A 20,438-nucleotide genomic window follows, 5' to 3' on the forward strand; every position below is an offset into this window, starting at 1 on the left:
CACCTCACTTCTTCAGCAGCGGACATTTGGATTCGGAGACAGGACGGAAGGCGTCCTCGCCCTTCACGGTCTTGACGATCTCCAGATAATCCCAGGGCTCCCTGGACTGCTCGGGCGACTTCACCTTGGCCAGATACATATCGCGGATCACGCGCCCGTCTTCGCGCAACTTGCCGCCGTGAACGAAGGTATCCTCGATCGGCAGCTCGCGCATCTTGGCCATCACCTTGGCCGGATCGTCGGTGCCGGCGGCCTTGATGCCCTTGAGGTAATGCAGAACCGAGCCGTAGACGCCGGTGTGGATCATGGTCGGCATCACATTGGTGCGGGCCAAGAACTTCTTGGACCAGGCGCGCGTCGCCTCATCCATGTTCCAGTACGACGCCGCGGTCATATAGGTGCCCTGCGCGGACTTCAGGCCGATCGCATGCACGTCGGTGTCGAACATCAGGAGGCCGACGAGCTTCTGGCCGCCCTGGACGAGGCCGAACTCGCCGGACTGCTTGATGGCGTTGTCGGTATCCTGGCCGGCATTGGCGAAGGCGACGACGTCGGCTTTCGAGCTCTGTGCCTGCAGCGCGAAGGAGGAGAAGTCGGCGGTGTTGGTCGGATGCTTGACGCCGCCGAGCACCTTGCCGCCCATCTCGTTGATGAAGCGGGTGGCGTCCTTCTCGAGCTGCTGGCCGAAGGCGTAGTCCGCGGTGATGAAGTACCAGGACTTTCCGCCTTCCTTGATCACGGCGGACGCCGTCACCTTCGACAGTGCGTAGGTGTCGTAGGTGAAGTGCACGGTGTTTGGGCTGCACAGCTCGTCGGTCAGCGAACTCGCGCCGGGCCCGGAAAGCAGGGCGATCTTGTTGCGCTCGCGCACCATGTTGTGCACGGCGATCGCGATGCCGGAATTGGGGATATCGACGACGGCGTCGACCTTGCCGTTGTCGAACCAACCGCGCACGATCTGCACGCCGACGTCGGTCTTCATCTGGTGGTCGGCGCTGATGATCTCGATGGGCTTGCCGAGCACGGTCGGTCCGAACTCCTCCACCGCCATCTTGGCGGCCTCGACCGAGCCCGGTCCAGAGTTGTCGCGGCCCCAACTCGACAGGTCCGTCAGCACGCCGATCCGCACTGCATCGTCGGAGACTTGCGCGCTCGCGACTGTGGTTATGGCAGCCGAAGTCATCGCCACGAGCATGGCGCAGGCCAAAAGCCCTCTCATCGTCGTTCCCTCTCTTTTTTGGACCGCTTGGCACGGCCGGCTATTCTGCCGATAAATTAGATATTAGCGAATGAATTTGTCAATGGCGAATAGGGGGCCGACGGCGTACCCCGCTGTCGTCCTGGGTTTCGCCAGGACGACGATGAGGCGGCAGTGGTGCGAAAATCTCGCATTGTGATCTTGGTGAGAGGCGATGCCTCCGCAGGTTGCAAGTCTGATCCCGATTATCCATGATGCCCACCGGAATCTTGGGGCGGCATGGCAATGACGGCAGCAACAGGGATCTCCGCTGCGGCGGAGAGGTCGACGACGGCGCATGTGGTGTGGGCGAGCGCGCTCGGCACCGCGATCGAGTGGTACGACTTCCTGATCTACGGCACCGCAGCCGCGCTCGTGCTGAACAAGCTGTTCTTCCCCAGCTTCGATGCCTTCGTCGGCACGCTCGCGGCATTCTCGACCTATGCGGTCGGCTTCGTGGCGCGGCCGATTGGTGGCGCCATCATCGGGCATTACGGCGATCGGCTCGGACGCAAGAGGATGCTGGTCGCGACCATGATCGCGATGGGGCTCGGGACATTCCTGATCGGCTGCCTGCCGACCTACAGCCAGATCGGTGTGTGGGCGCCGATCCTGCTGGTGATCCTGCGCTTCGTTCAGGGCATCGGTCTCGGCGGCGAATGGAGCGGCGCGGTGGTCATGGTGGTTGAGCACGCCGGCAATCGCCGTGGCTTCTATGGCAGCCTGGTGCAGATCGGCTTTCCCGTCGGCGTCGCGGCTTCAACCGGCATTTTCGGCCTGATGACACAATTGCCGGAGGCCGATTTTCTGAGCTGGGGCTGGCGCGTGCCGTTCTGGATCAGCATTGTACTGGTCGGCGTCGGATTCATCGTGCGCATGAGACTTGCAGAGACGCCGCACTTCAAGGAGGTGGTCGAGCGCAAGGAGGTGCTGACGCAGCCGGTGTGGGAAGTGCTTCGCCGCGACTGGCGCAGCTTTCTACTGGCGATCGGCATCACGGTGTCGGAAGTCGGGCTCGCTTATCTCCTCACCGTCTTCATCGTGGTCTACGCCACGACAAGCCTCGGGCTGCCGCGCCAAGTGATCCTGAATGCGGTCGTGTACGCCGCGATCGTCGAGTTCGCGACGCTGCCGCTCGCCGGCTGGCTGTCGGACATTTTTGGCCGCAAGGCGCTGTATCTTGCCGGCGGCGTCTTCTCGGTGGCGCTGGCGTTTCCGCTGTTCTGGTTCCTCGATACCAAAGAGCCGGTGCTGATCACGCTTGCGCTGGTCGTCACGATGACGCTGACGCATGCGCTGCTGTTCGGGCCAAAGGCCGCGTTCATGCCGGAATTGTTCCGCACCCAGGTGCGCTATAGCGGCGCCTCGCTCGGGGCAAATGTCGCGGCTGCGATCAGCGGCGGCTTCTCGCCGCTGATCGCGACAGCGCTGCTCGCCTGGGCCGGCACGTACTGGCCGGTGTCGCTCTACATCATCGCGCTTTCGATCATCACCATCATCGCGACATTGATGACGCCGGAGACGGCGCGCGACTCGCTGAGGTCGTGAGCGCCTCTACCGGCAGGCGGGATTCGCCGCGTCCGGAAACACCAGGAAAGTGATGGTCTCAGGCGTAAGTCGGATCGTGCCCGCGGACGCTGCTCGCGGCTCGAGCCGGGGTAGCTCGTCATCGGCCTTCAATGCGAGCGTCTTGCCATTCATTTGCACGATGGCGCCCTGGAGCCGGGCCGCATGCAGCGTGTATCGTTCGGCGGGAGCTGACAGCGTCACGGCGCGCGATGTCCGCTGCGACGTGTTGATCGCAAGTATGGACACCGCACCGCGCTGACCCGGATGGCAATGCGCATAGAGATGCAGATCGGGCGCGGCACCTGCGCTGACGTCGAGCACGGTCGTTCCCATCAGCCGATGCCAGAGCAGGGCGGCCCAGTAGTTCGGCCGAGGCAGGAATGTCCCTTCGTCGAGCAGTCCGTAGTCGCTGGCGGCGAGCGTGTTGTGCATCACCACCTGAACGCCGGCCCTCGCCAGCCGCCCAAGCTGGTCGAGATAGCGAAAGGTATCGAGAAATGTCTTGTCCCAGCGGTTGCCGCCGCAGGCGGCATCCGCGGTCTCCGTCACCCAGATCGGCTTGCCCGGCTCGAATTCGTCGCGCAGTCCGCGGTGGACGGCAAGCGCCGCGTCGGTCCGCGAAAACCAGTCCTCGGATAGCGCCTGGGCGGGATCGTCGTGCACGCCGCAGCGAGGCGAGAGCGTATTGTAGTGGTGATAGGAGACGCGATCGAGGCCCGGGCCCGACGCTGCGAGCAGATCGCGCGTGTTGATGCCGGTGGCCGAGGATGAGCCGGAGTCGCCGACCGAGCCAGGTCCTGCGATCAACGTCTCTGGCGATGCTCGCTTTATCCATGTCTGAAAGATCTTGAAGTCGCGGCCGTATGCATTGGCGTCATATCCCGCCGGCGGGCCATTGTCCGCCGCGAGCGTCGGCTCGTTCATGAATTCGGCGGCAGCGATGCGGCCGTCGAGCGATCGCGTGAAATCGACGAGGCGCTGTGCCTGATCCGGCGTCCAGGCGCCGTCAGTGTCGCGGCTGCCGGGACTGACGGCAAAGGACGTCACGATCTCCGCATTGGCGAAGTGCGTGAAGTCAACGACGCTGCGCCATTGTGTACGGTTGAGCACGGTGTCGAAGCCGGCAGGCGGTGCGGCTGGCGGATCGTCGGTGTCGGCGAAAAAGGCCGCGTTCGCCCAGGTGCCGCTTACGCGCAAATAGGCCGGCCCGAGCGCCGCGGCCAGCTTGCGCAGGCGCGTGCTAGCGAGATCGATCGGCGGTCGATAAGCGTAGCGATCGCTGTGACCGCCTCCTTGCGCATAGGGTTTCCAGAATCGTCCGCCGGTCACCTCTACCATTTCGATGTTGTACGACTGGAAGCGCGGATCGATCGTGCCGATCGCTCTCATTGCTTTGGGATCGACGATCTCCGCGCTCTTGCCGGTCCCCTGCAATAGCGCGACGATAAGCAGTGCCATTCCGGCGGCGCGGATCGCGCGCGCAGATACATCCAGAATTCTCCACCCGGTCCCCTGCATGGCGGTTGCCTTGTCAAATGACTGATCCTAGCGCGTCGTCCGCATGATGCGCTGCGATATCGAGGCCAAAGGCGTTGCCCGGAGATGTCTGATCCACTATCGGTCGATCCGACGCGAATGGCCGTCCCTTGGAGCATAAGATATGAAAAAGACCTCCTCACCCACGCGACGCGATCTGCTCGCAAGCGCCGCCGTGGTGACCGCTGCCACCATCGCCGACACTCCTCCTGCGGCAGCGCAAGGCACACCCAAGCCGATCTTCCCGGTGCCGATGGTCACGATTCCGATCGTCGGAGAAACGAGCGTGTTCCAGGTCCGCCGCATCTACTGCATCGGTCGCAACTAGGCCGCGCATGCGATCGAGCGCGGCTCGGATCCGAACCGCGAGCCGCCGTTCTTCTTCCAGAAGCCCACCGATGCGATCCAGAACGTCGCGATCGGCGAGGTTGCCGACCATCCCTATCCGTCGTTGACCAAGAACTATCACCATGAGGTCGAGCTGGTCGCAGTGTTGAAATCCGGCGGCATCAACATCCCGGCCGAGAAGGCCCTCGACCATGTCTATGGATACGCGCTCGGCCTCGACATGACCCGGCGCGACCTCCAAAACGGCATGGCCGCGGAGAAGAAGCCCTGGGAGATCGGCAAGAGCTTTGACCACGCCGCGGTGATCGGCCCGATCCACCCGGCCAGCAAGACCGGCCATTTCGAGAAGGGCGCCATTTCGCTTGCGATCAACGGTACGGTGAAGCAGAGCTCGGATCTCAGCAAGATGATCTGGAGCGTCGCCGAGCAGATCGCAAAACTCTCGGAAGCGTTCGAGCTCAAGGCCGGCGACATCATCTATTCCGGCACGCCGGAGAATGTCGGCCCGGTCGTGAAGGGTGACGTGCTGTTGTGCAAGCTCGAGGGCTTGCCGGACATGTCGATCAAGATCGTCTAGCGGCCCTCTCTTCGCCTCTCCCCGCTTGCGGAGAGAGGCCGGAAATCAAGCACAGCTTGATTTCCGGGTGAGGGGAACTCTCCGCGAGCCCATGTATCACCATCTTTGCGGAGGCGGCCCCTCACCCCAACCCTCTCCCCGTAACAACGGGGCGAGGGAGTACACCGCCGTCTTGTCGGTGATCGTCCAACCCTGGAGACGCAAGATGCTACGGCATGGTTTGATCGCTGCGTTGGGATTTGTCTTCTTTATGACCGCAGCCCCTGATGTGAAAGCGGAGGGGCCGAGCGACATCGCACCCACGGGAACGCTCCGCGTTGCGGTGGCCGTCGGCCCCGCCGCGTCGGCGTTCTGGACGACGCGCGATCCCTCCACCGGAAAGCCGCGCGGCGTCACGGTCGAGCTGGCAAAGGCTGCCGCCGACAAGCTGCACGTTCCGCTGCAGCTCGTCGAATACCAGAGCTCGGACGAGATCGCCGCTGCCAGCGGCATGGACGTCTGGGATCTCTCCTTCATGCCGGCCGATGTCAAGCGTGAGGTGTTTGTGGATCAGGGGCCTGCTTATGTCGCTTATATGAGCGGCTATCTCGTTCGTGCCGGTTCTGACATTCGCTCTGCGGCGGATGTCGATCGCGCGGGTATGCGGGTCGGCTGCATCGAGGGGACATCGACATCGCGGACGGTCGAGAAGTCGATCAAGCAGGCGAAGCTGACAAAGTTCGTCAAGCCGGAAGAGGCGGCCGCGTTGATCGGCAAGGGCGAGCTCGATGCGCTGGCGATGGGCATGGGGGCGCTGGAGGACCTCTTGCGGAAACTGCCCGGGACCAAGGTATTGGATGACGTGATCCAGTCGACCGGCGTGGTTGTGGTCGTGCCGAAGGGCAAGACCGCCGCGAAGGCCTGGGCCGCGCAGTTTCTGGATGGCGCCAAGGCGGATGGCACGGTCCGTCGCGCGCTCGATGGCAACGGATTCATCAGCGACAAGGTCGCGCCGTAGCGTGCGTGCAAGCCTTTAAATTGCCGGAGTTCCATTGCTCACCGCCCCGTGTTGGGCAACGGACAAACTTCGTGCGGCCATATTTGAGTCAGAGTGATCTCCGGTGAGGGAGGCGCTCTGATGAAGAAGGTTCTGATCATTGCCATCGCGATGCTGGCTAGCGTGCCTGCAAGCGCCATCGCGCAGGAGCGCGCGGGCTCTGCGGCGCTCGGAGCCGTGTCCGGCGCGGTCGTGCTGGGGCCGGTCGGTGCCGTTGCCGGCGCAGTGATCGGCTATACCGCCGGTCCTTCAATCGCCCGGTCCTGGGGCGTGGGAGGTTCGCGCTCGGCAAGACACCGACAGCCGCCACGTCGTGAGGCGTACGGGACTACCGTCACCCGTGCTCCGCCGCGCACACGCGAGGCGTTGGAGGCCAACGGTCAAATGAGAGCGGCCAACAATCCGCCGGTCCAAGCCGCTCCCGTGGTGCAACCGGCTCAAGTTGCGCCAGCGGAGACCACGACGCCACCCGTTCAGGGATTCGACTGAAAATCCTCTAGGCCGCGGTGGTCTTCGGCCGCAGCCGGTCCACAGTCCGCGCGATCAGCGCGGCGACCTCGGCCACCTTCGGTCCAATCCGAAATTCCGGCCCTGCCACGACCACCGACAACCGTCGGTCGCCGATCGGCAGCGGGATCGCAGCGCCGGCGAGGTCGCGGCTGTAATCCGCAAAGCTCTGGCAGTAGCCGCGCGCGATCGAATTGCGCAGCTCGGTCTCGACCGCCTCGATGCTGATCGGCGTCGACGGGCCGTATTGCTTGAACTCGATCTTGCGATAGACGGAGTCGCGCTCGTCAGGCGAATATTGCAGCAGCAGCGCGCGGCCGCTCGCGGTGGCATGGATCGGCACGCGGTGGCCGATGGTGGCGAAATAGCGGATCGCCGCCTGGGACTCGACGACGTCAATGAAAACGGCCATGACGCCGGCCGGCGCGACGATGGATGCCGTCTCGCCGGTCTCTGCTGAGAGATCGGCGATCAGCTGATGCGTCCACGGCGGCAGCGGCTCGACCTCGGAGATCATCCTTGCCATCGCCAGCCACCGCGGCGTCGGATAGAACCCGGCGCGCGGTCGCGGTTCGTAGAGATAGCCTTTCTCCGACAGTGTCGCGAGCAGGTTGAAGGTCGACGAGCGCGGCCAGCCGAAATGATCGGCGATCTCGGCAAGCGTCGCCGGCTTCTTCGTTTGCGCGAAGAATTCCATGATCTCCAGGACGTTTGCGGCTTGGCGAACGATCATGGTGGGCTTTGTTTCCTGCTTCTTAAGGCTGGCCGAGGATCTTCTTCGCGGCGCGGAGATGCGGCTTGTCGATCATCTGGCCATCGAGCCGCAGCGTGCCGGAATTCGGATTGCTCGCGAAGGCTGCAATCACCTTCTCCGCCCAGTTGCGCTCGGCCTCCGTCGGCGCGAATGCCGCGTTGACGACATCGACGTGTTTCGGGTGGATCAGCGCCTTCGCCGAAAAACCATCGCGCCGCGCCGCGTGCGTCTCCTGCTCGAGGCCGGCGAGGTTGTCGATGTCGGTATAGACCGTGTCGATCGGCGCGACCTCGGCCGCAGCAGCCGCCATCAGGCAGAGATCGCGCGCGAGGCGATAGGGGCTGTGGAACACGCCATTCGACGCCTTCTCGGTGGCGCCCAGCGAAGCCGAGAGGTCTTCCGCGCCCCACATCAGTCCGGCAAGGCGAGGGGAGCACCCCTTGTAGCTGCCGAGACCGAAGATCGAGCTGGCGGTCTCCGTTGCGACGCACACGATGCGCGTCGCGCCGACCGTGATGCCGGATGCAGCTTCCAAAGCTTCGAGCCAGGTCGCGACCTGCCGCACGTCGTCGCCGCCTTGCGATTTCGGCAGCACGATGCCGTCGGGCTTGCCCGGCATCACTGCGGCAAGATCGGCGAGCGTCATGCCGGTGTCGAGCGCGTTGACGCGGACATAAAGCAGGTGCGGGCCGCGACGGCTCTTGAGCATCGTCAGCGTCAGTCCGCGTGCCTCAGGCTTCTTGTCGGTGACGACGGAGTCCTCGAGGTCGATGATCAGCGCGTCGGCCTTGCCTTCGCTCGCCTTCTCGAATTTGCGCGGGGAATCGCCCGGCACGAACAGCATCGAACGCATCAGACCGGCCTCTTGTGCATCATCGCCATGCGGCGGCATTTGCCGACGATCTCGTCGTTCTGATTCAGGGCGTGGTGTTCGAACTCGACGATGCCGGCCTTGGGCCGCGATTTGGATTCTCTCAAAGAAAGCACCTTCGTCGTCGCCCGCAGCGTATCGCCGTGGAAGACCGGCTTTGGAAAGGCCACGTCGGTCATGCCGAGATTGGCAACGGTTGTCCCCATGGTCGTATCATAGACCGTCATGCCGATCACGATGCCGAGGGTATAAAGGCTGTTGAAAATGCGCTGGCCGAACTCGGTTTTTTCCGCGAAATGCGCGTCGATATGCAGCGGCTGCGGATTGAGCGTCAGCAGGCTAAACATGGTGTTGTCCATTTCCGTGACGGTCCGGGTCAGCGGATGCCTGAACTCCTGGCCCACCGAAAAGTCTTCGAAATAAAGTCCGGCCATCGCGGCTTCCTCCCTGTATCGTTGCGATTTGGCCCGCGTCCGCTTAAGGCGGCGCAGCCAGGTGAATTGCCTTCTGCTCTGCGAGCCGCTCGATCTCCTCAGTGGAGAAACCGGCCTCGTGCAAAATGTCGCGGCCATGCTGGCCGAGCGTCGGTGCCGGGCCGGCGGGCTCCGGCTGGGTCACGCTCCAGGTCGAGGGCACGCGCATCTGACGGATGCGACCCTCGACGGGGTGATCCACCGTTTTGAAGAAGTCGATCGCCTTGAGATGCGGGTCGTCCAGGACAGTCTCCAGCGTATGCATCGGCATCACTGGAATGTCGGCGCGCTCCAGTAACTCGCGCCACTCCGCTGTGGTACGCGTTGCGAAGATGTGGCCGATCTCCTCATAGATCTCGTCGATATGTTTTGTGCGCGCGGCGTGGTTCGCAAAGCGCGGCTGCTCGAGGAAATGCGGCTGCCCGATTGTCTCGAAGAAGCTGCGCCAGTGCTTGTCGTTGTAAATGAGGACGCAAAGATAGCCGTCGCTGGTCTTGTAGGGCCGGCGATAGCGCGACAGCAGGCGGACATAGCCGCCATGGTCGAGCGGCGGATCATAGGTGAGCCCGCCGAGGTGATCGACCAGCACGAACTCAGCCATGGATTCGAACATCGGCACGTCGATGCGCTGGCCCTGGCCGGTGCGTTGTTGATGCATCAGCCCGCCCATGATGGCATTCACCATCATCAGGCCGACGATGCGGTCGGCGATGGTGACGGGAACGTAGCGTGGCGTGCCATCGCCGGCGGCAGCCAATAGCGTGGGGATCGTCGCTGCGCCCTGGATCAGATCGTCATAGGCCGGCTTTGCGGCATAGGGGCCGGACTGGCCGTAACCGAAAGCGCCGACATAGAGGAGAGCGGGATTGATTGCGGCGAGCGTCTCGTAATCGAGGCCGAGCCGCGCCATCGCCTGCGGGCGCACATTATAGACGAGCGCGTTGGCACGCTTGGCGAGCCGCAACAGCGTGTCGCGCGCCTCCGGCTTCTTGAGATCGAGCACGATGCTGCGCTTGCCGCGATTGGCATTGTGGAACATCCCGCCCATGCCGGGCGTGCGGCCGGGGCCGATCTGGCGAACGATGTCGCCTTCGGGGCTTTCGACCTTGATGACGTCTGCGCCCATGTCCGCCAGCACCTGGGTGCCATAGGGGCCCATCAGCACAGAGGTCAGGTCGAGAATGGTGAAGCCGGCGAGCGGTCCCATAAGGCCTCGTGGAATTAATTCATATACGTGGAGTTAAAGTTCACAGTTTTTCGAAGTCAATTCCGCGCATTGGCGTGTTCGTGCATGCGGCCATGCGCAGTTCATATACTTGACAGATAAATTCATGTATATGTACATTTTCCTCAAGCAAGAAATAGGCGAGGAGCCGAACGGCTGGCGGTGCATGGCTGCCGCCTTTCGGCGTGGGACGCGTCAGGGAGAATGAAATGAAGAAGAATCTGGTCCGGGCTGCAGCCGTGCTCGCTTTGTCGCTGCCGGTCTCGACACTGTCAGCGCAGGCGCTCGAGCTGAAGGTCGCCGATAGCTTCCCCGCCGGCCATTATCTCGTCCGCCTGATGCTCAAGCCCTGGATGGACGACGTCACCAAGCGCACCAATGGCGCCGTGACCTTCACCTATTATCCGAACCAGCAGATCGGCAAGGCGGCCGACATGCTGCGGCTGACGCAGTCCGGCGTCGTCGATATCGGCTACATCGGGCCGTCCTACGTCTCGGACAAGATGCCGCTGTCGGAAGTCGCGCAATTGCCGGGCGCATTCGCGACCAGCTGCCAGGGCACGCTCGCTTACTGGAAGACCGCACGTGAAGGCATTTTGGCCAAGCAGGAATACGCACCGAACAAGATCAAGCTGCTGATGGCCGTGGTGCTGCCGCCCTACCAGGTGTGGACCGTCAAGTCGAAGGTCGAGACCACCAAGGACATGCAGGGCCTGAAGCTGCGCACCACCGGCGGCGCGCAGGATCTCACGCTGCGCGCGCTCAACGCCGTGCCGGTGCGCATGGCTGCTCCCGATGCCTACGAATCGCTCTCGCGCGGCACGATGGACGGGCTCTTGTTCCCGCTCGACAGCGTCGTCGCATACGGCCTCGACAAGCTGGTCAAGCACGCCACCGAAGGCGTCAGCTTCGGCAGCTTCATCGTCGCGTATTCCATCAACCAGTCGGTCTGGGACAAGCTGCCCGACGACGTGAAGAAAGCGATGAACGAGGCCTCGGAGGCGATCACGCCAAAGGCCTGCGCCGATGTCGACAAGGAAGGCGAAGTCACCAAGAAGCAGATGCAGGACGAAGGCGTCACCTTCGATCCGCTGCCGGAGGCGACGCGCGCCGAAATGAAGGACAAGCTGAAGGGCGTCGGTCATGAATGGGCCGCCGGTCTCGATAGCCGCGGCAAGCAGGCCTCCGCCGCGCTGAAGGAGTTCGAAGACCTGCTGGCTTCCGGCCGCAAGTAATCTGCGAGACCAAGAAGGAGGCGCGAGGTGATCGAACGGGCGGGGCAGGTGCTCGGCGGGCTGGAGCGCGCGCTGACGGTGATCGCGGTGGTGTTCCTGTTCGTGATCATGGTGCTGGTCGTGACTGACGTGTTCATGCGCTATGCGCTGAACAGCCCGTTCTCCTTCACCTATGATCTGATCGGGCTCTATCTGCTCGCCGGCGTGTTCTTCTTCACGCTGTCGGACGCGCTGCGCGAGCATGCGCATGTCGGCGTCGATATCTTGTTGTCGCGCTTCTCACCGGCGGGGCGGCGACTGTCGGAGATCGTCACCGCGCTTGCAGGCCTGTTCGTGTTCGCCCTGATCTGCAAAGTCGGCTTCGCGCGTGCGCTGGAGAATTACGAGCAACACGACGTGCTCTCGGGCGCCATTCCCTGGCCGACCTGGATTTCGGCGGCGCTGGTGCCGTTCGGCTGCGGCGTGCTGGTGCTGCGGCTGGTGCTCCAGCTGATCGGCAATGTGATGAGCCTCGTCAGCGGACGCGACCTCTATCCGCTGCCGCCGGTGACGGGCGTCGGCGAAGCGCGCGGCTTCGAGTAACGGCAGGCATCCATGACACCTCTCATCGTTCTCGCTCTGCTGTTCGGCCTGCTCGCGCTTGGTACGCCCGTCGGCTTTGCAATGGCGTTTTCCGGCTCGGTCGGCCTCGTCATGGTCGGCGGCTTTCCGACGCTGTCCGGCATCCTGGAGACCGCACCGCTCTCGACCGTCTCCTCCTACGAGCTGATTACCATTCCGATGTTCCTGCTGATGGCGGACCTCGTGTTGCTCTCGGGCGTGGCGGACGATCTGTTCAAGACGGCCTCGGCCTGGGTCGGTCGTGTTCCAGGCGGGTTAGGCATGGCGACGGCACTGGCCGGCGCCGGGTTCGGTGCGATCTGCGGCACCTCGACGGCGTCCGCCGCGACGCTGTCCTCGACCAGTCTTCCCGCGATGATCCGTCAGGGCTACGAGCCGAAGATGGCGGCTGGTGTCGTCGCGATCTCGGGCACGCTGTCGATGCTGCTGCCGACCAGCGTTGCGCTTGTCATCTTCGGCCTGCTGGCCGAGGTGAATATCGGAAAACTGCTGATCAGCGGCATCATTCCGGCGATCCTCGTCACCATCACCATCATGGCCACGATCTATTTCCTGGTCTGGCAGGACCCTTCGCGTGCGCCCGCCGCGAAATCGGTGCCATGGCGCAAGAAGTTCGCGCTGCTTTGGCAAGTCTCGCCGATGGTAGTGCTGTTCTCGATCGTCACAGGCACGATCTATCTCGGCGTCGCGACGCCGACCGAAGCCTCCGCCTTCGGTGCGTTCGGCGCCTTCCTGCTCGCGATCGTCAAGGGCAAGATCACGCCGACCTCGCTCTACAAGACGCTGCTGCGCGCCTGCCACGGCACCTGCATGATCATCATGATTCTCGTCGGTGCCTCGATCTTCGGCTACTTCTTTACGCTCACCCATGTGACGCAGGATCTCGTCGCCTGGATCGGCTCGCTGCAGACCTCGCGCTGGGTGATCATCACCCTCATCCTGTGCGGCTACATCGTGCTCGGCTCGTTCATGGACCAGATTGCGATCCTGGTGCTGACCGTGCCGATCGTGCTGCCGCTGATCAAGACGCTCGGCTTCGATCCGATCTGGTTCGGCGTCATCAAGATCGTCACCGCCGAAGTCGGCATGATCACGCCGCCGGTCGGGCTGAATTGCTTTATCGTCGCCCGCTACGCCAAGCGGCCGGTGGCGGAGGTGTTCCACGGCACCTTCCCGCATTTCATTGCGCATCTGATCGCGATCGCGATCCTGGTGGCGTTTCCGTCTATCATCCTCTGGCTGCCTTCGCAGATGGGGCGCTAAGATCGGAGCTCGCGGCTCCCAAGAAGGAGATCAAGAACATGGATTTCGCGCTCACCGATCAGCAGGAAGCCATTCGCGACGCCATCGCAAAAATCTGCGAAGGCTTTCCCGATGCCTATTGGCTGAAGAAGGACCACGACGGCGGCTTCCCGCATGATTTTCATAAGGCGCTTGCGGATGCCGGCTGGCTCGGCATCTGTGTGCCGGAAGCTTATGGCGGCTCCGGCCTCGGTATCACCGAAGCCGCGATCATGATGCGCACCATTGCGGAGTCCGGTGCCGGCATGTCAGGCGCCTCCGCGGTGCATATCAACGTGTTCGGCCTCAATCCGGTGGTCGTGTTCGGCACCGAGGAGCAGCGCAAGCGCATGCTGCCGCCGATGGTCGAGGGCCGCGAAAAGGCCTGCTTCGCCGTCACCGAGCCTAACACCGGCCTCAATACCACGCAGCTCAAGACCCGCGCCGTCGCCAAGAACGACCGTTACATCGTCAATGGCCAGAAGGTCTGGATCTCAACCGCCCAGGTCGCGCACAAGATCCTGCTGCTGGCGCGCACCACGCCGCTGGAGGAGGTGCGCGCGCCCACCCACGGCCTCAGCCTGTTCTACACGGATTTCGACCGCAACAAGATCAAGGTCCACGAGATCGAGAAGATGGGCCGCAAAATCGTCGATTCCAACGAGCTGTTCTTCGAAGATTTCGAGATCCCGATGGAGGATCGCATCGGCGAAGAGGGCAAGGGCTTTCAGTACATCCTCGAAGGCATGAACCCCGAGCGCATCCTGATCGCCGCAGAAGCCGTTGGGCTCGGCAAGCTCGCGCTGTCGCGTGCGACCGAATACGCCAAGACCCGCGTAGTCTTCAACCGCCCGATCGGCAAGAATCAAGGCATCCAGCATCCGCTCGCCGTCAACTGGGTCGAGCTCGAGGCGGCCTGGCTGATGGTGATGTCGGCGGCGTGGCAATACGACAAGGGCATGCCCTGCGGTGCTGCGGCCAATGCCGCGAAGTATCTGGCGGGCGAAGCGGGCTTCTCGGCCTGCGAGCAGGCCGTGATGACCCATGGCGGCTTCGGTTACGCCAAGGAATTCCATGTCGAGCGCTATTTGCGCGAGGTGCTGATCCCGCGCATCGCGCCGGTCAGCCCGCAGCTCGCGCTGAGCTTCATCGCGGAGAAGGTGCTGGGGCTCGCCAAGTCGTACTAGCGTGCCTGCGGATTGTTCGGAGCAATGCCGATGCCCGATCGCACGTCGCGGATCGATTTTTCCGACCTGATCCGTGACGGCGATCTCGTGGTGTGCGGCCAGGCGACGGCGGAGCCGGTCACCTTGACCGAAGCTCTGATCGCCCAGGCGGAAGATCTGCCGGCATTCCGGATGATGGTCGGGCCTATCTTCTCGGAGACGTTCTCCGGGTCTTGCGCGCCCAACATCTCTTTCCAGAGTTATGGCGTGATCGGCCATGCGCGGCGGCTGGCCAGGGTTGGGCGGCTCGATGTGATCCCGAGCAACTATAGCGCCTTCTGTGCCGACTTCGCCGCGCACCGCCATCGGGCCGATGTCGTTCTGGTGCAACTCGCCGAAGCCGGCGACGGCCGGCTCAGTGCCAGCCTCTCCAACGATTACGTCATCGATGCCGCGCGCGGCGCACGTCTCGTCATTGCCGAGATCAATCCGGATACCCCCTTCACGTTCGGAGCCGAATGGCCGGAGGATGTTCCGATCCATACGCGCGTGGCCGCTCGCCATTCCCCCGTTGAATTGGCGTCCCCACCTCTGGACGATGTGTCGCGGCGCATCGCGGCCCATGCGGCGGGTCTGATCACCGATGGCAGCACGCTCCAGTTCGGCGTCGGCCGCATTCCGGACGCGATTCTCTCCTCGCTCTCCCACGCGCGTAATCTCGGCATTCATTCCGGCCTGATCAATGACGCCGTCGTCGATCTGATCGAGCGCGGCGCGGTCACGAATGCGGAGAAGGGAATCGATGTAGGGATCACCGTCACCAACCAGGTGATCGGCACCAGGCGGCTCTATCGCTGGGTCCACGAGAACAAGGCGGTCGCGGTGCGGCCGACGTCGTATACGCACGGCCAAAGCGTGCTGGCGCGGATCAACCGGCTGGTCGCGATCAATTCGGCGCTTCAGGTTGGGCTCGACGGCAGCGTGAATTCCGAGACGCTGAACGGCGTTGCAATCGGGGCGATCGGCGGACAGCTCGATTTCGTCCGCGGGGCCAATGTGTCCGCCGGCGGACGGGCGATCATCGCGCTGCCGGCGACGGCATCGGACGGCACCAGCCGGATCGTTGCCGATGTGGAGACGGTGACGACACCCCGCGCCGATGTCGATGCCATCGTCACCGAATGGGGCGTCGCCGAGCTGCGTGGCTGCGGTCTTGCCGAGCGCGCGCGCCGCATGATTGCGATCGCGGCGCCGGAGCACCGCGATGTGTTGTCGGAGCGGCTCCGCGGCTCTACGCGCTAGCTCAGTTCATCATGGCCAGCGTCGGCCGCTGGCTCTCGGTGGATCCGATGATCCCGGGGAGATCCGTCACCTCGCCCGCGATCATGATCGACATCCGCCAGAACAAATGGGCGAGGCGGGTGAATACCAGCCGCTCACGTTCGGCGGCAGCGGTGCCATCCGGGATCGTTACGGTTTCCAGGCCCACGACCTTCTTGAAATCCGGCCAGATCATCATCGACTGCGCGATCACGGAATAGCAGCTCGGGGGCTCATCGCTCTCGTCGGGCGCCGTCGGCAGCCCCGGGTATTGCGTTGCTGCGGCATAGAATTTGTAAGCACCATAGCCGAGCTGCAGCAGGAATTTCTCGGGGACGGCGACGTCGGCGGCAAAGGACACCAAACGCGCCTCGCTCAAGATCTCCGGATCGATGGCGCTGAGGTCCTGGGCACACAGCGCGGAGCAGAAGTCGAGCTCGCGATTGTGTTCACGAAGCAGATTGGCCAGCGGCTGCTGCTGTTGCACGGTATCGGTGAGCAGGATGATGGTCTTGAGCATCGTCTGATGTCCCTCAGGGGAAGAGATGGCGGGCGGTCATGACGGCGTCGTCGGCCGCGTGGTGGGCGAAGAAGTCGTTGGCGATGTGCTGTCCCGGCGCGATCTCCAGGATGCGGTAGCGCGCCAGCGCAGCCGCATCGCGCGCAGCGCCGACGTCGTCCTGCCAGGCGCAGAGCGACAATTCCAAGCGGCCAAAGCCACCGCAATCGGCGGCATAAGCGCCGGTCACGGCTTCGACGGTGGCGGCGACCGCGCCGGCGTCGCTGGCCGAGATGTCGCGCAGGATCACGGCGATGCCCTTGCCGGCCTCGGGCTTCGACGTCATGACCATGAAAGCATCGCGCGCGCCGGTGCGGCCGGCGCGGCGGGCGGTCCGCACGAGAGCGGCGAAAGCGGGATCTGGCCCGAGCTCCAGCGTCGTCGTCGGCTGGTTATGCAGAACCGTGGCGCGCATCGCGCCGAGATCGCCTGCGAGCGCGTGATAGGACCGCGGCAGCCACACCGTGTCGAGTGGCACCTGCGACGAGGTCAGGCTCCAGGCCTGGTCGAGCAAATAGCCCTCCCAGATCGCCGGGTAGGACGCCGCGAGATGCTGCCAGGCTCGCAGCAGCATCTCCGCAGCCCTGGTGCGACCGAGATAGAGCGTGCGCGCCGACATCTCCCAGCGATTCCATTTGTGGAGCGCGACGTCGCAGCCGAGGAAGGACGGCAGCAATGGCGCCTCGCGGAGCACGGCGCCGGCTTCGACGAACAGCAGGGGCTCGCGATATTTGTTCCACATTCGCAGCAGGAACTCCGCTTTCTCGAAACAGAGCAGGCGATCGCCGAGCTGGGTATCGATCGGTTCGATATGACAGGCGAGATCGAACCGTTCGAGCGATTGCCGGAGTGCAAAGGCGGCGGTCGCGTCGCCGCCGCGCGGATAGCAGGAAACGATCCGCGGGCGCACGACGAATGCATCGGCAGCGCTGAGGAACTTCGACCAGCCGATGCCGCCCCACCACAATTCATGCGGGCCGTCGGCGCCGCAGGGGCCGACTGTGCCGTACTCGGTCAGCTTGGACTTCAGGAAGTCGAAGCCGGGATTTTCGCTTGCGGGAATGACGACGGCACAACCGGGATTCAGGGAGCGGTAGAACAGCTCCGCCGCCGCGCCGCTCGGCGGCTCCTTCAGGATGATCACGCCGCTGCGCCGGCCGCCGGTAAGGTCATCCAGTGCGGGCGCGCCATATTGGCCGGTCAGCCAGTCCAGGCGATCGCGCTGCGCCCGGCCAAGCCGGATGCCGCCGGATCGCAGGAGGTCATCAAGGTTCGCATGCGTCCCGTCCGTCAATTCCGTGCCCCCCTCGCGTCGCCGGTCAGCCCTTGGACTTCAACGGCCGGGCTGGCGCGATCAGGCGCACTATCTGAGGCCGGAACCGAGCGGGGTGATTGCAACCGAATAGATCGCGATGTCCTGCGTCATCGGGGCGGCCGGAATCAGCAGGCAGGCGTCGTCATTCTCGACGCGATAATGCGAGCCGTTCCGCTGAATGCCCGCATAGATCAGACTGTCGGCGGCGATACCGGTCACATCCTGGCTCTCGGCGGCGTCGCCGACGTCGTCGGCGGATTGGACGGTTACGCCATGCAGGAGGCCTTCCTTGGCGAATTTCGGCAGCGGCAACGCGATCATCGCGATGCCCATGGTGCGCGAGAGGGGAATGCGCAGGCGTAGCTCGCCGAGACCGGTGCGATAGAGGGTTGCGGTTTCCAGGGTCGCCTCGGTATTGGCGCGGAACAGCCCGATCTGGACCTGGCCGCAGGGACTCTCCTCGAAGATATCGGCGGGCAGGCGGTTGGCCCCGAACAGCGTGTAGAGATAGGCATTCGAGGGTGACAGGCGGGCGAAGCTGCCTGCGAGCCACATCGGCGGCGCAGCTGATGTGCAGGCGGCGGAGAAGCCGCGGGCGGTGATCTGCCGGCGAATGAAGTCGCCGTCGGTCATCGGCGCCAGCGCATGGGTGCCGAGATTGACGTCGTGCTTCAACCCGCCGAGCAGCGCCAGCTCGTCCTCGTCAGGCAACAACAGGAACCGCGCCAGTGTCGCCGTGCACCAGCGCGCGGCGACGTCGGGCGCGGCATAGGGGCTGAGACCGAAGTCGAGCGCGACATCTTCCGCGCTCTTCGCGAAGGCGAGGCTGCCTGCCTGGATCTCCGCAGCTAGCGCGATCTGGCTGGCGGAGCGCGGATTGATCTCGCGCAACACCTGGCCGCCGTCATAGTCGCGGACCGAACCATCGGCAGAGCAGCAGATCTGTTCCAGCAGCGCGATGTTGCGGACCAGCATGCGCTTGACGTGTGGCGTTACCACGAGGTCCGAGATGAAGCCTGTCGCGCTGTCCTCGTCGGTGACATCATCGAAGGCGTCGTCGAGCGAGATCAGATAGGCGCCGTGGAGACGGATCTCGAGGCCCGCCAGGTCAAAGACGCGGCGCAGCGCCTTCTGCACGCTGCCGGAATAGCCGAGATCGGCGAGCACGAGGTCGGTACATCCGTCGAAACCAGGAATCGTGTGGCGCAGATAGGCAAGCAGCCGCGCCCGCAGATCGGCGGCGAGCCCGACGATCTCGCTGGCGTCCATCAGCTCCGGCAGGGCTTCGGCGAGATCCTCGCCGAGCGCGATTCCGTCGGGATATCCAGCGAAGAACATGGCGACTTTCGGAGGCAGCAGCTTGATCATGTCGCGGAAGGTCGGCGCGTCGATCTTCAACACCTTGCTGAGAAGATCGACCAACGGCTGCATGGTATCGGCCGATGCGATCAGGCTGACGCGCCGGTTGATCTCGAGATAGGCCGACGTGGGACCGTGCAATTCCTCCCAGATCCGGTGCGGCAGAAAACCGTCGCGGCCGAGGAAGGCGAGGGCGACCTTTCGGCCGGGGCCCGCCACCTCCGCGCAGCGCCGGGCGATGAAGGCGTCGAAGGCCGTCATCACCGGGCCCAGCACGGTCATGCCGAGATGGAAGGCGGGAGATCTTTCGGCGTTGCGTGCGGCGACCATGCGCCGCAAGGTCCGCGCTCCGTGATCGAGCCAGGATGGCGCGCCGGCGCATAACAGTTCGAGCAGCGTAGTCTCGCGCTGGAATTTCGAGGCCAATTGGGCGGTCGCCTGTGGATAATAGCGCGGGTGAATGCCGTGGCGCCTGGCGCCTTTGATGTCGGCCCTGTCGTTGTCGCCGACGTGAAAGGAGGCCCCGGCGTCGAAGCCCTGCTCGGTCAGATATCTTGCGAAAAGTGCCTCGCTCTTGCCGCTGCCATGGTCGCAGGAGGCGTAGAGGAAGTCCCATCTCAGGTCGGGGCGGCATGCGCGCAGCAGTCGCGCCAATCGATCGGAATCCCAATAGGTGTCTGAGATGAATCCGACGCGGTGGCCGGCACGCTTCATGTCCAGATATTGCCGAAGCATGTCCGGATTGGCGCGACAGAGCTCGAGCTCGGCTGCGAACTCTGATTCGACGAGGTCGTTCAGTTGGCGGCGCGCGAGGCCGAACAGCCTGAACGGAAAATAGGAATAGATTTCATCGATGCGGACTTCGCCTGTGCCGCGCTTCTCTTTTGCGGTTCTCCGCGCGCGTGCTTCGGCTTGGATGCGATGTTGAACGAAACTCGCGGAAACATTCGGACAAGTCCGTGAAATGCCGGACAGCTCGTAAGTCCTTTCAAACACGCCATCGGGCGTCGTGCAGGCGCGAAGAAGAAATGTATCGAAAACATCGAACGACCAAGCAGAAACAATTTGTGCGCGACGCTTCGCGCCAGCGGTTGCGATCGTCATCCCAGGATTCCCCATCAATCGGATCGATTAACGTGCGCGATCGCGATGTCAGGCGTCATAGGCGCAAAAAAAATTTACCCGCGATTCAAAAACGCATTCGTCGCGACTGACAGATTCAAAAAAATCGCTAGGTTCGAAAATGGTGATTCGGAAAAAATTGCCGGGTGCGAAAGTGGTCTCGCGTTCATTCACACTCGGACACAGTCGCTTCTTGATGCGCATCGCGCGCGTCGCGTTTGATCACCTAGTGTAGCGTAATGTCAGCGTTTTCTCTCAACGACATCTGTTCAGGATGGATGATCCGTCATGGCGCGAGACGATGTGATGATTGCAGGTGTGAAGCGC

At 63.6% G+C, this 20,438-nt stretch carries 17 protein-coding genes and 1 pseudogene; 9 read left to right on the forward strand and 9 right to left on the reverse strand.

All coding sequences use genetic code 11. From position 1 onward, the window contains the following. Window positions 1-4: 4 nt before the first annotated feature. Window positions 5-1,219: an ABC transporter substrate-binding protein gene (locus tag ACWAT4_RS09670; protein WP_212299116.1), complete on the reverse strand. Its 1,215-nt coding sequence runs from the start codon at window positions 1,217-1,219 to the stop codon at window positions 5-7. Between the two features lie 264 nt (window positions 1,220-1,483). On the opposite strand from ACWAT4_RS09670, the gene ACWAT4_RS09675 reads away from it, so the two are divergent. Continuing rightward, on the forward strand, window positions 1,484-2,785 hold the full coding sequence (locus ACWAT4_RS09675; protein WP_449730426.1) for an MFS transporter: 1,302 nt from the start codon (window positions 1,484-1,486) through the stop codon (window positions 2,783-2,785). Window positions 2,786-2,791: 6 nt separating this feature from the next. On the opposite strand, the gene ACWAT4_RS09680 is transcribed toward ACWAT4_RS09675, so the two are convergent. Then, window positions 2,792-4,264: a glycosyl hydrolase family 79 N-terminal domain-containing protein gene (locus ACWAT4_RS09680; protein WP_449730427.1), complete on the reverse strand. Its 1,473-nt coding sequence runs from the start codon at window positions 4,262-4,264 to the stop codon at window positions 2,792-2,794. A gap of 202 nt (window positions 4,265-4,466) precedes the next feature. On the opposite strand from ACWAT4_RS09680, the pseudogene ACWAT4_RS09685 reads away from it, so the two are divergent. The 3 genes and pseudogenes from ACWAT4_RS09685 to ACWAT4_RS09695 all read left to right on the forward strand — a co-directional run bounded on the left by ACWAT4_RS09685 (window position 4,467) and on the right by ACWAT4_RS09695 (window position 6,792). Then, window positions 4,467-5,267: pseudogene (locus ACWAT4_RS09685) on the forward strand (fumarylacetoacetate hydrolase family protein). 250 nt (window positions 5,268-5,517) lie between these two features. Next, on the forward strand, window positions 5,518-6,264 hold the full coding sequence (locus ACWAT4_RS09690; protein WP_449730428.1) for a transporter substrate-binding domain-containing protein: 747 nt from the start codon (window positions 5,518-5,520) through the stop codon (window positions 6,262-6,264). Between the two features lie 120 nt (window positions 6,265-6,384). Next, window positions 6,385-6,792, forward strand: coding sequence for a hypothetical protein (locus ACWAT4_RS09695; RefSeq protein ID WP_212447212.1), 408 nt, complete (start codon window positions 6,385-6,387; stop codon window positions 6,790-6,792). Window positions 6,793-6,799: 7 nt separating this feature from the next. Here the strand turns inward: ACWAT4_RS09695 and ACWAT4_RS09700 are convergent, their stop codons facing one another. The 4 genes from ACWAT4_RS09700 to ACWAT4_RS09715 are packed head-to-tail and all read right to left on the reverse strand — an operon-like array spanning window position 6,800 to window position 10,115. Then, window positions 6,800-7,543, reverse strand: coding sequence for an IclR family transcriptional regulator (locus ACWAT4_RS09700; protein ID WP_212299110.1), 744 nt, complete (start codon window positions 7,541-7,543; stop codon window positions 6,800-6,802). 22 nt (window positions 7,544-7,565) lie between these two features. Then, window positions 7,566-8,417, reverse strand: a complete 852-nt coding sequence (locus tag ACWAT4_RS09705) for an HpcH/HpaI aldolase/citrate lyase family protein (RefSeq protein WP_449730429.1) — start codon at window positions 8,415-8,417, stop codon at window positions 7,566-7,568. Continuing rightward, complete coding sequence (locus ACWAT4_RS09710) at window positions 8,417-8,869, reverse strand: MaoC family dehydratase (protein WP_449730430.1); 453 nt, start codon at window positions 8,867-8,869, stop codon at window positions 8,417-8,419. Before ACWAT4_RS09710 ends, ACWAT4_RS09705 begins: the two co-directional genes overlap by 1 nt. 43 nt (window positions 8,870-8,912) lie before the next feature. After that, a complete protein-coding gene (locus ACWAT4_RS09715; protein WP_212299108.1) occupies window positions 8,913-10,115 on the reverse strand; it encodes a CaiB/BaiF CoA transferase family protein in 1,203 nt (400 codons plus the stop codon). A gap of 227 nt (window positions 10,116-10,342) precedes the next feature. Here ACWAT4_RS09715 and ACWAT4_RS09720 point away from each other — a divergent pair, with 227 nt between their 5' ends. The 5 genes from ACWAT4_RS09720 to ACWAT4_RS09740 are packed head-to-tail and all read left to right on the forward strand — an operon-like array spanning window position 10,343 to window position 15,738. Then, window positions 10,343-11,368 carry a TRAP transporter substrate-binding protein gene (locus ACWAT4_RS09720; protein ID WP_212299107.1) on the forward strand — a complete coding sequence of 342 codons (1,026 nt, stop codon included), beginning with the start codon at window positions 10,343-10,345 and terminating at the stop codon, window positions 11,366-11,368. 27 nt (window positions 11,369-11,395) lie between these two features. Next, window positions 11,396-11,950: a TRAP transporter small permease gene (locus ACWAT4_RS09725; protein ID WP_449730431.1), complete on the forward strand. Its 555-nt coding sequence runs from the start codon at window positions 11,396-11,398 to the stop codon at window positions 11,948-11,950. A 12-nt stretch (window positions 11,951-11,962) separates the two neighbouring features. Next, entirely contained in the window at window positions 11,963-13,252 is a 1,290-nt protein-coding gene (locus ACWAT4_RS09730; protein ID WP_449730432.1) for a TRAP transporter large permease, read from the forward strand. Window positions 13,253-13,290: 38 nt separating this feature from the next. After that, window positions 13,291-14,457: an acyl-CoA dehydrogenase family protein gene (locus tag ACWAT4_RS09735; protein WP_449730433.1), complete on the forward strand. Its 1,167-nt coding sequence runs from the start codon at window positions 13,291-13,293 to the stop codon at window positions 14,455-14,457. A gap of 30 nt (window positions 14,458-14,487) precedes the next feature. Next, window positions 14,488-15,738, forward strand: a complete 1,251-nt coding sequence (locus tag ACWAT4_RS09740) for an acetyl-CoA hydrolase/transferase family protein (protein ID WP_449730434.1) — start codon at window positions 14,488-14,490, stop codon at window positions 15,736-15,738. 1 nt (window position 15,739) lies between these two features. On the opposite strand, the gene ACWAT4_RS09745 is transcribed toward ACWAT4_RS09740, so the two are convergent. The 3 genes from ACWAT4_RS09745 to ACWAT4_RS09755 form a co-directional block, all read right to left on the reverse strand. Then, window positions 15,740-16,276, reverse strand: coding sequence for a hypothetical protein (locus ACWAT4_RS09745; protein WP_449730435.1), 537 nt, complete (start codon window positions 16,274-16,276; stop codon window positions 15,740-15,742). 13 nt (window positions 16,277-16,289) lie between these two features. Then, the gene (locus ACWAT4_RS09750; RefSeq protein ID WP_449730436.1) at window positions 16,290-17,609 is read right to left on the reverse strand and encodes a hypothetical protein; all 1,320 of its coding nucleotides are present in this window, start codon (window positions 17,607-17,609) and stop codon (window positions 16,290-16,292) included. 69 nt (window positions 17,610-17,678) lie between these two features. After that, the gene (locus tag ACWAT4_RS09755; RefSeq protein WP_449730437.1) at window positions 17,679-20,093 is read right to left on the reverse strand and encodes an HAD family hydrolase; all 2,415 of its coding nucleotides are present in this window, start codon (window positions 20,091-20,093) and stop codon (window positions 17,679-17,681) included. Window positions 20,094-20,438 lie beyond the last annotated feature (345 nt).

The sequence above is a fragment of the Bradyrhizobium sp. T-1 genome, assembly GCF_053592855.1.